Source organism: Mycolicibacterium llatzerense (assembly GCF_025331195.1).
Taxonomy (GTDB): Bacteria; Actinomycetota; Actinomycetes; order Mycobacteriales; family Mycobacteriaceae; genus Mycobacterium; species Mycobacterium llatzerense.
Genome location: NZ_LXOV01000013.1, coordinates 1 through 13,307 on the forward strand (window position 1 = coordinate 1; position 13,307 = coordinate 13,307).

The window sequence follows — 13,307 nt, forward strand, 5'->3', positions numbered from 1 at the left end:
CACGCTGCCAGGCTCGCAGTCGGCGACTGGATCGAACGGATCTACAACCGCCGACGAAGGCACTCCAAGATCGGCATGATCAGCCCAATCGACTTCGAGCACCGCCATCATCAGACGGCACAAGCCGCCTGACCCCGTGTCCACCATCCGGGGGCAACCTCACACTATGCCTTCACGGAACTATTTTGATAGTATGTTAACGACCAATAACTTCGGCTCAACCTGGGCGCTGCGGAGATGACTTTGAGAGTGGGGAGGTGGAGGTGAGTCGATCGCTGTCGGATGCACCGCGGACCGAGTATTCGACGTTCGGCCCGGCCGGGGAGCTTACGGAGAAACGAGCGCGGGTACCCTTCCTCATGGCGCAGGGACAACAACATGAGACACCACCTTGACTTCAAAGGTGTTGTGGCAACGGCAATCTCACCTTCGGCGTCGAAGCCCGCTGTAGCTGATCCGGTGCGGAATTGCTGATGTTCGCCCGCTTCTGCCGTGCCTCATCGGTCCTCCCTCAAGTGGCAACCGTCTTCGGCGCACTTACTGACCACGCCAACACACTCAGGGATGACCAAACAACGCGATTCCAATTTATAGCCACTGCACGCGAAGCAAGAGTTAAGGCGATCGATCCTTCGGAACGCCGCAAGGCGAGGGGTCGTCCAGCATTCGCCACGACAAATGAGACAAATGAATTGTCCAACCTCAATCCCACACGACCGGAGACCCCACACGATGCGTCGACCATTCGAAGACGGTTACTTCACGATGCCCGACGGCCACGAACAGCCGCGGTTGATTGGTTCCTACAGCCAAACCGCAGACAAGTACTTCTTTCCACGTCGGCGCCGCTGTCCGCTGACGGCAGGGGCTGTGGAGGATGTCCTGCTGTCGCCAACCGGTGAGCTGTACGCCTGGACCTTCGTAGAGTCGGCGTGGATGGGGAAAACGCGTTTCAGCTCCACCGGCGACGGCCACGGTGTCGGCCAGATTGAACTGCCTGAAGGCGTCCGTGTGCAGTCCATCCTGCGGGGCGGAATGGGTGACTGGGAGATCGGGATGCCCATGCAACTCGAGGTGTATCCCCTCGTCACCGAAGCCGACGGCACCGAGTTGTGTTCGTTCCGATTCGGCCCGGCGGGACAGGAGACACCCCAGTGATGGCTCGCGATGTTTATGTGATCGGCGTCGGGATGGTGCCGTTCGGCCAGCCGGACGCCAATGCCGCTGACCTGGGCTTTGAGGCGGCGGTAAACGCGCTCGAAGATGCAGGTATCGGCTTCGAAGCCGTGGGCTATCTGTACAACGGGTACATCAGCGCCGGTCTGCTCACTGGTGTCACACTCGCCAAGGATCTCGGTCTCACCGGCATCCCCATCTCTCACGTGGAGAATGCTTCGGCAACCGGATCGTGCGCCTTCCACGAGGCGGTCCAGGTGGTGGCGGGGGGTAGCGTCGATGTTGCGATGGCGCTGGGTTTCGACGACCTCAACCGAGCTGCGCCGGCTATCGGGGGCGACAAGCCGGGTATTGGCCAAGTGATTCTTCCGGCCGCGTTCTTCGCCATGTGGGCGACGCGGCGGATGTACGACGTGGGTACGACGGTCGAGACCTATGCCGCCATCGCCGCAAAGAACTGGAATCACGCTCGCCTCAATCCATATGCGCAGCGGCGGGCTGATCATGAGGTCACCGTGGAAGAGATTCTCGCTTCACGCATGATCTCCTACCCACACACCTCAAAGATGGCCTGTGCCGCTGGCTCAGGAGCTGCGGCCGCCATCGTCGCAACCCGAGAGGTGGCAGAGCGACTGGCCGGTTCACGTCCCCTGATTCGGGTGGTCGCCAGTCAGCAGCAGTCCGAGCAGTACGTCGACGGCCACATCTTCATGGGCGCGGTCGTCGGTCCGGGTGAACTCACCCAGACCACGGCCAAGGCCGCCTATGAGGAGGCCGGCGTAGGGCCGGCTGACCTTGATCTCGCCCACGTGCACGACGCTTTCCCGATCGAGGAACTGATGTACTACGAGCTTCTGGGTGTGTGTGAGGCAGGGGAGGGGGACAAACTCGTCGCCGAGGGGGCGACAAGTTTGGGTGGTCGGATCCCGTTCTCCACCGACGGCGGGCTAATCGGTCGCGGACACCCCGGTGGTCCGACCGGCCTGGCTCAGATCTGGGATGTGACGCGGCAGCTCCGGGCCGAGGCGGGGCCGCTGCAGGTCGAACGAGCCCGCACCGGGCTCGCTCACATGATGGGTGCTGGCGCGGTCTGCGTAATTCACATTCTGCAGTCCACCGCGTAGCCGGCGGCTCGGTAGCGCAGACCTTCGAGTTGGAGGGCCACACCATGCTTGCGACTAACACCGCAAGCTTCGCAGCGGGGACGGGAGCGCAGATGGAGCCGCCGCGGCAATCCGTTCAGCGCGTTTCCCACTGGAATGTGGCTCGCGTTCGATCGCTCAGGTAGCCGCGAGGGTATACGGGCGTTCGGTCGGGTGAAGTCTGTCGTCGCTGATCGGACCACCCGCATGAATGGTGCTGTCTTTGTTCGACGACGTTAGAGAACCCGCCCCGCGGGGCAACGAAATGAAAGGAATTGGCATGGATGGTTTTAGCTACGACGGGAAGGTCGCCATCGTCACCGGGGCTGGAAACGGCGTCGGTAAAGAGCATGCGATGTTGCTGGCATCACGCGGCGCGCGCGTCGTCGTGAACGATGTCGGCGGCAGCGTCGCCGGTGTGGGTGCCGACTTGACCCCCGCGGAGGCCGTCGTGAAGGAGATCGAAGCAGCCGGCGGTGTCGCGGTCGCCGACGGTCACAGCGTGGCGACCCAAGAAGGCGGGGTGGCAATCGTACAGACTGCGATCGACGCCTTTGGGCGAGTCGACATTCTCGTCAACAACGCCGGCATCTTGCGAGACAAGTCATTCCATCATCTGACGCCAGAGTTGCTCGACCCGGTGATAGACGTCCACCTCTACGGCACCATATGGGTGACGCAACCCGCGTTCACGAGAATGCGTGATCAAGGCTACGGGAGGATCGTCAACACCTCGTCGGCCGCCGGCATCTTCGGCAATTTCGGTCAGGCAAACTACGGGGCCGCGAAAATGGGGATCGTCGGCTTCACGCGTGTGCTTGCACAGGAGGGCGCGAAGTACAACATCAAGGTTAACGCGATCGCACCGATGGCGCGCACGCGGATGACCGAGGAACTTCTGGGGCCGGTCGCAGAGAAGCTCGATCCTGCACTTGTCGCCCCGGTTGTGGCCTATCTATGCCATGAGTCGTGTGATCTCACGTCGAGGATCTTCTCCGTTGGGGGCGGGCGAGTAGCGGAGATTTTCATTGGTGTGACGAAGGGGTTCGCATCGCCGACGCTCGATATCGAAGCAGTCCACGACAACCTCGAGGCGATCTGCGACCGAGACGGCTACATCACTCCGACGCAGGCTAATGACGAGATCGGCTTCGTAATGAAGGCGCTCGGCTGACGATGAACGCACGACGAGAAGGGGCTACCTCATGGCAGTGATCGATTTGCTGAGCCGGGCCGCCGAGCTCCAACCGGACAAGCCCGCCGTCATCGCCGATGACGGCGCAGTGACCTTCCGAGAACTCGATCTCGCCAGCAGTCGGGTCGCCCACCGATTGCACGCCGTCGGTGTTAGCCGCGGTCAGAAAGTGGCCATGCTTCTCGCGAACGACCAGGCCATGCATTTCAACGCCGCGTACTGGGGAATCCACAAACTAGGTGCCGTGCCGGTGCCGCTCAATACCAGGTGGGCTGCGCCGGAGAAACAGTATGTGCTCGAGCACAGCGACGCCGTGGCGGTGATCAGCGGACCCGCCCACCGTGACGTCCTAGTCCCACTCGCCGCAGGGCGAGAGGTCGAGCTCGGCGGTCGTCCCGGCCGCTTCAAGCTCCAACATTTCTTCGTGACGGGCGGCGAAGCACTGGACGGCCTTCATCCCCTCGGCGACGTGACGGGTGAGGGGTCGACGGACGTGCCTGCCCTCGAACCTCCCCCTGGGGCCGATGACCCGGCAGACCTCCTCTACACATCCGGTACGACGGGGATGCCCAAGGGCGTGTTGGTGCCCGAGGGCAATCTCGCAGATGAGCCCGGACAGGCGAATCTCAGTGCGCTTCTTGGTGCGCTCTTCGGCGACAGCCTGCTCCACGCCGTTCCCCTGTTTGGCTTTACGGGCTGCCACGGACTGATGCTCCTCAGCGTTCGTGCAGGCATCACGCAGATCGTGCTGCCCCGCTTTGATCCGGAACAGTTGCTCGCTTCGATCGAAAAACACCGAGCGACGTCGATCATGGGGGTGCCCACCATGCTGAACTTGGCTATGAAACACCCCAAGGTGAAGGATCACGACTACAGCTCGCTTCAGTTCGTCTTCTTCGGAGCAGCACCGATTCAACCCGACACGGTGCGCAAGATGTTGGAGATCTGGCCGACAGTGAAGATGCTGAACGGCTACAGCCTCACCGAGGCAGGTGCCGGTGCGGCCTGCATGCTCGGTCCCGACCCGCAAGACATACTTGCCCGTCCGGGTTCCGTCGGCCGACCTCTGGGTTGCGAGGTCGTCGTGGCCGACGATGACGGTAACCCGCTCCCGCAAGGTGAGGTGGGCGAGATCTGCTTCAGGTCGGAGACCCCGCGGCGCAGCTACTACAAGGGTGAGCAGACCACCACAGAGCTTTGGCGCGGCAACGTGCTGCACACCGGTGACGTCGGGTATGTCGCTGAGGACGGCTACGTCTATCTGACCGACCGCAAGAAGGACATGGTCTTACGCGGCGGCTACAACATCTTCGCTATCGAGGTCGAGCGCGTGCTGCTTGAGATGCCCGAGGTCCTGGAAGCCGCCGTCATTGCGGTGCCACACCCCGACCTGGGTGAGGATATTCTAGCGGTCATCGTGCCCCAGGCGGGGTTCGGTGGCGAAGATGATGTCAGCGCCGAACGGGTCAACCAGTTCTGCCGGCAGCACCTCGCTGATTACAAGTGCCCACGCCACGTTGTTGTCGTGGACGAACTGCCGAAGAATGCGATGGCCAAGGTAATGAAGGCCGAACTCCGACAACGCTTCCGTGAGTACGTGCTCGACCGACGGTGAATCGCCGCAGACCGGACAGGTGATTCGTCTTAACTTCAGTAGTCTCTTGACAGAGCGGCGGCAATCGGCGTGGCGTTGTCCCCATAAGCCCTGGGTGCAGCCAGACAGCGAAGCCGGCCGGCGATCAAGCAAGGCGTGGAACTGGGCCACTTGAAGCATCGGGGCTGTGACGTGATCAGAAATTTCACCAGAATCGGTCACCCGATAGAACACTGCGTAATCCATTGCACAGCAACGGGATTGACCTAGATGTAGTTCCCATACAGGTTGTGAACGGCGTGGTGAGCGCAGATAGGTGAGGACCTCCGGTATCGGTGTGGTTACCACACGAGGTTGTCCCGAGTTCCGTGGAACTGCGGCTGCGGCCCGGTGAGCGTCAGGCTGCGCTCAGCTTGTCATTGTGCACGACGGGTCCGACAGTTTCGGCGAACTGATGCTCACGAGCGGTGCGCAGTGCCGCGAGGTGCAGGTGGCCATTGACGCGGCGGAACCGCTTGCCGGCTGGCAACGGCCATGTAGAAGTCTTCGTTTTTGGCCGGGGAAAGTCCCCACTCAGTTGCGGTGATTGGCTAACTTTTTAGGGTCCCGTTCCTGTGGTCGGCGTGGCGCATCCGGTAGGACTGGCCGGAGGTGATGACGATGCTGGCGTGGTGCAGCAGGCGGTCCAGGATGCTGGCTGCGGTGGTGTGTTTTGGGCAGGAAGCGGCCCCGCTGCTCCCACGGCCAATGTGAGGCGACGGCCAGCGAACGGCGTTCATAGCCGGCGGCTACGATTCTGAACAACAGTTTGGTGCCGGTGTCATCGAGCGGGGCGAATCTGATCTCGTCGAGGATGTGTCAGCGGTCATGTAATTCCTCCAGGTGTGGGCGTGAGAGATGGCCGCATCGCTAGGGATCGACCGGAAAACGATCCGTAAATACACCGCCCCGGCGATCGCTGAGGGCATCAAACCGGGCGGGCCACCGCTATTGTTGACGACGCCTGAAAACTGACCCCCTATCGACGCTACGGGGTCAATTTTCGACCGTCGTTGACAGCTATCGATGGAGCAGTGGGCAGTCAAAGCGGCGCAATGGTTTCCGGCACTTCAAGATCCGACCGCCCGCGCAGTTACGTGGCCGGCAATCGCCGGGCACGCCGAGCAGATTATGGACTGGCTGGCCGCTGAGGTGACGGTGGCCAGGATCGCCCAACGGCTGCGTGACGAGCATGACGTGGCCGCGTCGGAGTCGTCGGTGCGGCGTTGGGTCGCAGCATATTTCGCAGAGGAAGCGGCACGACAGAAGGTGACGGTGCCGCGTGGTCCGGTGGATCCGGGTAGCGAAGCGCAGACCGATTACGGCAAGCTCGGGATGTGGCTCGATCCGGGCAGCGGCCGGCGGGTGGCGGTATGGGCGTTCGTGATGGTGCTGTCTTGTTCGCGGCATCTGTTCCTGCAACCGGTGCTCAAGATGGACCAAAAATCATGGTGCGCATCGCATGTGGCGGCATTTGAGTTCTTCGGCGGGGTCCCGGCCCGGTTGGTGATCGACAATCTCAAGACCGGGGTCGACAAGCCCGATCTCTACGACCCGAAGCTCAACGGCACCTACGCCGAACTGGCGGCGCATTACGGCACGCTGATCGATCCGGCACGGGCCAGCAAGCCCAACAACAAACCCCGGGTCGAACGCCCCATGCAGTACGTGCGCGTCTTTCTGGCGGGGAAGGGAATTCACCAGCATCACGGCGATGTAAGCCGAAGCGATCCGGTGGAGTCTGCAGGTCGCCGGAATGCGGAACTCGTGGGCTCTCGATGGTGGGCAGCCGGTGCGGGTATTCGAAGCCTCGAAGCAGGTGAGCTGGCACCGCTACCGGCGGCGCCGTTCACGCTATCGGTATGGTCCATTGGGGTGGTGGGCTCGGACACCCACATGAAAATCGGCAAAGCCCCTGTATTCGGTGCCATGTCGGCTGATCGGGCAACGGCGGCACGCCCGCACCAGCGGCGACATCGTGCAAATCTTCCGTGACCAGAACGTCGTGGCCACCCACGTGCTGCACCTGTCGAGGCGGGCAACCAACCTGGAGCACTACCCTCCGGAGAAGATCGCCTTCCACCTGCAAGGCCCGACCTGGTGCCGCAAGATCGCCGCCGAAGTCGGCCCGGCCTGCGAACTGGTGATCGGTGAGTTGTTGTCACCCAATGCGATCCACCGCCTGCGCGCCGCTCAGGGGACACCGCGGCTCCGCGAAAAGCACGGCATGGACCGTCTGGAAGCTGCCTGCGCCCGCGCCATCGACGCTGGCGATCCCGACTCGGTAAACCTTCACTGACAGCCGCTGCGTGCGGAGGCACTGGAGTTGGCAGAGCCCCGCAAAACCCGAGCCGAAACGAGCACGTCGACTTTCTCCACCTCCGGCGCTTCGTGCGTCTTCGGTAAGGATGCGGCCCGGATTGATGTCATTCGACGCCAATCAGCGTTGTTAACCGTCGATCGCTACTGATGGAGACGATAGACCAACGAATGCGATCGGAAAAGGGCCACTAACAACTTCTAGCGCTAAGTCCCCTGGGGCGATGGGGGTTTCGGGGTTTTCTAGGTTTATATGCGCCAGCCGCTAACGGAGCACCGATGCTAGGGTACCTCAGCGACTACGGCGATGCGTTCGCCGTAGTGGATGGCAGTGAACTGCGATCCGGGTACGAATGGCAGATCTAGCCGGGCGACGTGCTTTCCCGCGACCGCCGCGCCATGTCCGACAGCTTCCCGCACCATGAGGTGCGTTCACATGGGATTCGTGACAGGAACGACAGCCTGCTCGCCGCCAGATGGGCCGGGCTCACCATTGAGCCACCGCCGGAATCGACCATAGTGCTCGACGGGGTCCCGTTCGACGAAGCGTGCCCGCGCGTGGCACAGCAACGTGTCTGTCTCGGGCAGTAGGATCTCGGCACGAATAATCCAGTGGCCGCGCTCATCGCGCGATTCTGGCCAGGCGTGGATACGCAGTTCACGCTCCAGGGGAACCGGGCGCCGGAACTTGACCTCCATTTCGGCGGTAACCGCCAAAACCGCCGCAGCGATCGGCACCGCACCGCATGCCTCATCCAGTGCGCCCATCACTGACCCGCCGTGCACGACGCCCCCGGCTCCCTCGTGGTCTGGCGCGAACCACGCCGTACCTTCAACCGCGTCGCACTCGGCGACGCGGTGCAAACGCATGCCGAATCGACAACGGTTCATCGCACGGCAGCCCGCACAAAGGAGCTTCCCGAACTCGAGGCTGAACAGCGGCTCGTCGTCATCGGGCCCCATCGGAGTACTCATTGGGGCAGGCTATCAAGCAGACCATTCGGAAGCCGCGGATTCGCGTCGTGATGTTAGTCACGGATAACGTCTGTCCGCAATGCGCAGAAACGCCACCCGGCCGACCCCACCCCCGTGGACAACATCGGCGTCGGCATCCGATCATCCCGAGGTGCTCGACGATGATGAACGCAAAGAGTGAGAACGGTTGCGCACAGAGAACGCCGAATTGCGTTTGGACCGTGCGTTTTTGAAAAGGACGCAGCCTTCTTCGCCTCCGAACAGAACTGGTAGAGATGTACCGGATCATCGAAGCGGAGAAGGCCAACTTCACGATCGTGCGGATGACTGGACTGTTGGAGGTGTCCCGGTCGGGCTTCTACAAGTGGCGCACAGCCCGTGCGGCGGGGCCCACGCCGGCCCAGCAGCGCCGTGAGGCGATCGACGTCAAGGTCAAGGGTTTCCACGACGCCTCCGATCAGGTGTACGGCGCACCGCGCATCCTGGCCGATCTGCGTGAAGACGGGGAGGTGATCTCCCGCAAGACGGTGGCGGCCTCGATGCGCCGCCAACGCCTGGCCGGGATCAGCCCGCGGAAGTTCACCCCGGTGACCACCGTGGTCGACCTCGACGCACACCGCCCCAACGACCTGGTCAACCGTCGATTCGACCGCGGTGAGCTCGACAAGGTCTGGACCTCGGACATCACGTACTTGCCCACCGGTGAGGGCTGGCTGTACCTGTGCGCGGTTCGACGACGGGTGCTCGCGGCGGGTCCTGGGTTGGGCAGTCGAGGACCACATGCGCACCGATCTGGTGGAGTCCGCACCGTCGATGGCAGTGGCGCTGCGTGGGGCCTTGCCCGCACAGGTCATCTTCCACGCTGACCGTGGCACGCAGTACACCCTGGGACAATGCCCAGGCCGAATCCTTCTGGAGCACACTGAAATCGGAGTTCTGCCACCGATACGCCTGGCCCACCAAGCACGCTGCCAGGCTCGCAGTCGGCGACTGGCAACGACGGTTAGCGCCACTCTGAACCTGGGTCGTGACCCGCGCTCGCGCTCAGCTGATAGGCCATGAGTAGTCGCTGGGCGGATCCTCGATGGAGGTTCGGTTCGGAGGAGGCTACTGATGGCGGTGTTAGGAGTTGCGCTTGATCCATCGACGGTGATCGTCGCCGTAGATCCGGGCAAGGTGTTCAGTCGGGTGTGGATCAGCAACGGTTCGGGGTTGCTCGCCGATCCGATGTCGCTGTCGGTCTCGCGCGATGGCATCGCCCAGCTCGAGCTGGTACTGAACAAGCACGGTCCGGGCGTGCCGGTGATTGCGATCGAGGCGACGGGCAGTTTGCATCGGCCATGGGTCACTGAACTGGAACGTCGGCATCCAGGTTCGGTACGACTGTTTGCTCCCTCGGAAACGAAATCGGCTCGTACACAACTGGGTTCGGGCAGGTTCAAGACCGATGATCGTGACTGCGCAGCCTTGACGTACATGGCACGCCAAGGTGGTGGTCGACGATACGGCCAGCTGTTCGGGGTCGAAGCGCTCCGCACCGCCGTGCGGCATCGCCGCGGGTTGGTGGCCGACCGCAAGGTCGCTCGACAGCGTCTGCACGAGCAACTCAACGCCCTGTGCCCTGGATTGTCGGCGCCGTCGGGCCACGGCCGGTCCCTGGCGCTGGAGACCTCGACTGGCTTGGCGGTGCTGGCGTGTGCTGCCGCATTTGCCGGACGGCCACCGCAACTTCGGTCATTGATGTGCCGGGCACCTGGGCCCTTGACAACGACGACCGCTCGCTACTGGCTGCAACGATGGCACCGATGTCTGCCTCCGCCGGCCGATGCCGAACAACGCGCTCGTCGGTTGACCCGCGACTTGGATCGTTATCGCCGTCTGCGCGAGGACATCGATGCTATCGACCTGGAAATCGGGGCATTGCTTTCCGAAACTGACGGCCAGATCCTGACCACACTTCCCGGCGTCGCCTCGATCCGCGCGGCGGCGTTCGCCGCACACAGTTTGCCTATCGAAAGGTTCCCTGATGCCGATCATCTTTACTCGGCAACGGGTTTGGCGCCTGCTCTCTACCAGTCAGCCACCCTGCACCGACGCGGCCGAATCTCTCGACAAGGACTGGCAGAGCACCGCGATGCCCTGATGGGTATTGCCTGGGGCCTCTCGCAATTTTCGCCGTCGTTCACCGAACGCGACGCCGAACTACGAGCGCGCGGCATGGCCCCGATCCAGGCCCGCGTCGCGCTCGCACGCCATGCATGCCGCCTGGCATACCGACTACTTCGAACCCAACAACCCTTCGATGAACAGCGCTATCGTCAAGGAAGGCTCAGCGGCGAACGGTGACGGCCACGATAGCTATGCCGCACGACGGCGCAAACTAGCTTGCCGCCCGCTCGCCCTGGGCCGCCATCACGGCGCACACGAAAGCCTGCCGCTCACGGCGACTAATCAGCCTGCCGGAACACGACGGCCCCCGCCAACCAACACCGACGCACTGTTCATCGCGTCAAAAGCCGAGCGACCCGCCCGGCCAATCAACAACGCGCACACTCACCCTTGACTGCCAGCGCGAAAGCTAGGTCGCGGGAAGCCGTCGTCGGATGTCTTGTCCGCTCCAGGGTCGCGTGCAGCCGTCATTGACGGCTAATCGCCGCAGCGGGCTGACCGTACACGGCGACGACGACCGTTCGATCGAGGCTGTTCTCCGACCAGACACCGATTTCCGTGTTCGCGCAGTTGGATATGGTCGACATCGCGGTGGGATCGTAGTACCACCGGTTGAGAATCTCTAGTCCGCTGATTGCGAGCGCCGGATTGATCGCGACGGTTTCGGCTACGACACCAGCATAGCCAGCGTTCCGCGCGCGGTCCGCGACGGTGGAGCCGTCGGATCCGATATCACCGTCGAGACCGCGGTTGTTGAGGACGTCAATGGTGTGCCACTGTGCGGCCAACCGCAGTTGCGGATTGATCACCACGTCGTTGGTACAGCCGGCCTGTCTCTGAATGGTGTAGACGTTGGCCGCAACGCCGTTGTTGAGGCGCTGATTGTCCGCCCATGCAGGCTGCGCGAACGGCATCGCGCACATCGCGATTAGGATTGCCCCAGACGTGTAGGCGCACGCCGTATTTCTCATAATGTCATTTCGGCTCGAAACCGGAGATCAGCCAACGATCCCCGGACTTGTCCAACGTCACCTCGACTGCGGATGCGGTTTCCGATGGCGCATCGTGGCCGATCACCACGGTCTGGTTGATGAAAACCAGAACGACTGCATGGGTGGCAGTGACTGAGGTCGTGGATGCCGCAGGCACCTCAGCGGTCGCCGAGATTCGCTTCTGTAGTGCTCCAGGTATGACGACGTCGTTGGTGAGCGACGTGTAAGTGTTTCGGAAGTCGCCGGTCAGGAGATCCCGCGCCGCAGTGAGCTTCGCCTTCACATTATCGGGAGTGTAGGACAGGAGTTCCACGGTTCCGTCCTTCGCTGCCTGCACTGAGGATTGGGCCGCGCTTTGTGTGACCCGCGCCGTCCGATAGTGGTAAGACAGTAAACCAGCCGTGACAGCAAGTGCCAGCATTACAGCGGGCATAAGTACGAACGCCACTAGCTTTCGGAAACTTTTCGGACACCGCCTAACTTCGACCACTGAAGTCTGCGATCCCGGATCCAGTTCGTTCCCAGTTTCTTCACCGCATTCTCGATCTCCGGGCTCGTCTCGAATATCCGGCGCGCCGTCTGCTGCAGGAGCTTCCGGTACCGTGTGGGCGTAGTCGGCGGCGTCCCCTTCAACGGCGAGACTGTTAGCGGCCGCCGGCTTTCTCCGCTGCCGGATCACGGAACGAAATCCACGTTCGCTACTTTGACTTCGTTATCCACCTTTTGAACGGCGATCCGAATCCTCCAGGTGCGTGGGTCCGACTCCGGCGCCATCGCGCTAGATGTTCGGACGCTCACAGCGACCATTACCTGGGCTGTATCCTTTGTCGCCGACTCTAAGCCCGACGCGGTGACTGTGCCTGTGGTCACAGACTTCGAGTCCTTCACGGCATCGATGAACGGTTTAGATTGCGAAGCGAAGTCGTCGCGGAAGGTTCCGGTCGCGGCGTCCAAGATGCGCTTGACGTCCGCGTCCGCCTGGCGCCAGTCAAGAGTGGTCAGATCGATTGCCCCCTGCCGAGCCGTTTGCTCGAAGATCGCGCGCTGATCGGCTACGCGGTCATTGCGGTTCACCTCGAATCCGAGCCAGCCAACGAGGGCGCCGAGGGCTACTACGATTGCGATTCCCACGTTGATGGCCATGCGGTACACATGCAGCACCGCGCCATCGTCATCCGGTGCGGCCGGAATCGACTCCGCGTCGCTAGGCTCGAGATCGGTCTGTGTGGCCGCGTTCGTCGCGGTGTCACCCTCCACAATTTCGTCGTCGCCGTTCAGCGTCTGATGTTCATCCGCTTCAAGAGGACCGTCCTCTTCGGGGAGTGACGATGCGGATCTCTTCGTAGTGCGGCCGAGCACGCGGTTTCCCCTATCGCATTGGTGGCAGCGAAATGTCCTGCCACGTTCGGTGTTGTGTTGCGTTTGGCGAGAGGTCGGTCGGCAGGTAGGGCTTTCCGTCGAGACCGACGTACCGTTTTACGAAGCCTACTTTGTTCGTGCGTGCGGTCCGTACCGTGAACGGGAACAATCTCGCCTTAGGCGGCACCGAGACCGGCGCCGACAGCAGTGTCTGGCATGGGTGTACGCAGCCCGCGACCGGGTGGTGCAGCATACGGACGAACGTGCGCAGCGTCATCGCGCACGACCGAGAGTTCACGAGCTGGTATCGCCTCCAGCGTCGCATGTAGGACGGTTGCACAGTGGCC

General features: G+C 62.4%; 11 protein-coding genes and 3 pseudogenes. 9 read left to right on the forward strand and 5 right to left on the reverse strand.

Annotation, left to right across the window (positions count from 1 at the left end; genetic code table 11):
- From A7G45_RS32730 to A7G45_RS19970, 5 genes are all read left to right on the forward strand, one after another.
- Positions 1 to 132: IS3 family transposase (locus tag A7G45_RS32730; protein ID WP_407667540.1), on the forward strand; the 132-nt coding region annotated here is incomplete at its 5' end.
- Positions 133 to 732: 600 nt separating this feature from the next.
- The gene (locus A7G45_RS19955; protein ID WP_061009849.1) at positions 733 to 1,158 is read left to right on the forward strand and encodes a Zn-ribbon domain-containing OB-fold protein; all 426 of its coding nucleotides are present in this window, start codon (positions 733 to 735) and stop codon (positions 1,156 to 1,158) included.
- Positions 1,158 to 2,300 (forward strand): thiolase family protein, encoded by a 1,143-nt coding sequence (locus A7G45_RS19960; protein ID WP_110917514.1) that lies wholly within the window; start codon positions 1,158 to 1,160, stop codon positions 2,298 to 2,300. The genes A7G45_RS19955 and A7G45_RS19960 overlap by 1 nt, the downstream gene beginning before the upstream one ends.
- A 298-nt stretch (positions 2,301 to 2,598) precedes the next feature.
- A complete protein-coding gene (locus A7G45_RS19965; RefSeq protein WP_061001030.1) occupies positions 2,599 to 3,492 on the forward strand; it encodes an SDR family oxidoreductase in 894 nt (297 codons plus the stop codon).
- A gap of 31 nt (positions 3,493 to 3,523) precedes the next feature.
- Positions 3,524 to 5,128 carry a class I adenylate-forming enzyme family protein gene (locus A7G45_RS19970; protein ID WP_061001026.1) on the forward strand — a complete coding sequence of 535 codons (1,605 nt, stop codon included), beginning with the start codon at positions 3,524 to 3,526 and terminating at the stop codon, positions 5,126 to 5,128.
- A gap of 569 nt (positions 5,129 to 5,697) precedes the next feature.
- On the opposite strand, the pseudogene A7G45_RS19975 reads toward A7G45_RS19970, so the two are convergent.
- A pseudogene (locus tag A7G45_RS19975) lies at positions 5,698 to 5,962 on the reverse strand (ATP-binding protein); the annotation flags it as partial.
- Between the two features lie 42 nt (positions 5,963 to 6,004).
- Between A7G45_RS19975 and istA the strand changes: the two are divergent.
- Positions 6,005 to 7,424 (forward strand): annotated as a pseudogene (gene istA / locus A7G45_RS19980) (IS21 family transposase); the annotation flags it as partial.
- A 473-nt stretch (positions 7,425 to 7,897) separates the two neighbouring features.
- Here the strand turns inward: istA and A7G45_RS19985 are convergent.
- The gene (locus tag A7G45_RS19985) at positions 7,898 to 8,428 is read right to left on the reverse strand and encodes a PaaI family thioesterase (RefSeq protein ID WP_061010137.1); all 531 of its coding nucleotides are present in this window, start codon (positions 8,426 to 8,428) and stop codon (positions 7,898 to 7,900) included.
- Positions 8,429 to 8,763: 335 nt separating this feature from the next.
- On the opposite strand from A7G45_RS19985, the gene A7G45_RS19990 reads away from it, so the two are divergent.
- The 3 genes from A7G45_RS19990 to A7G45_RS19995 are packed head-to-tail and all read left to right on the forward strand — an operon-like array spanning position 8,764 to position 10,786.
- On the forward strand, positions 8,764 to 9,306 hold the full coding sequence (locus A7G45_RS19990) for an IS3 family transposase (protein WP_260939838.1): 543 nt from the start codon (positions 8,764 to 8,766) through the stop codon (positions 9,304 to 9,306).
- Positions 9,197 to 9,502, forward strand: a complete 306-nt coding sequence (locus A7G45_RS32735; protein ID WP_407667541.1) for a hypothetical protein — start codon at positions 9,197 to 9,199, stop codon at positions 9,500 to 9,502. Before A7G45_RS19990 ends, A7G45_RS32735 begins: the two co-directional genes overlap by 110 nt.
- Before the next feature lie 51 nt (positions 9,503 to 9,553).
- Positions 9,554 to 10,786 (forward strand): IS110 family RNA-guided transposase, encoded by a 1,233-nt coding sequence (locus A7G45_RS19995; RefSeq protein ID WP_082762236.1) that lies wholly within the window; start codon positions 9,554 to 9,556, stop codon positions 10,784 to 10,786.
- A 314-nt stretch (positions 10,787 to 11,100) separates the two neighbouring features.
- Here A7G45_RS19995 and A7G45_RS20000 read toward each other — a convergent pair.
- From A7G45_RS20000 to A7G45_RS20010, 3 genes and pseudogenes are all read right to left on the reverse strand, one after another.
- Positions 11,101 to 11,580, reverse strand: a pseudogene (locus tag A7G45_RS20000) (CAP domain-containing protein); the annotation flags it as partial.
- Between the two features lie 4 nt (positions 11,581 to 11,584).
- Positions 11,585 to 11,914 (reverse strand): hypothetical protein, encoded by a 330-nt coding sequence (locus tag A7G45_RS20005; RefSeq protein ID WP_234785556.1) that lies wholly within the window; start codon positions 11,912 to 11,914, stop codon positions 11,585 to 11,587.
- 362 nt (positions 11,915 to 12,276) lie between these two features.
- A complete protein-coding gene (locus tag A7G45_RS20010) occupies positions 12,277 to 12,960 on the reverse strand; it encodes an Rv1363c family protein (RefSeq protein WP_061003258.1) in 684 nt (227 codons plus the stop codon).
- Positions 12,961 to 13,307: the final 347 nt, after the last annotated feature.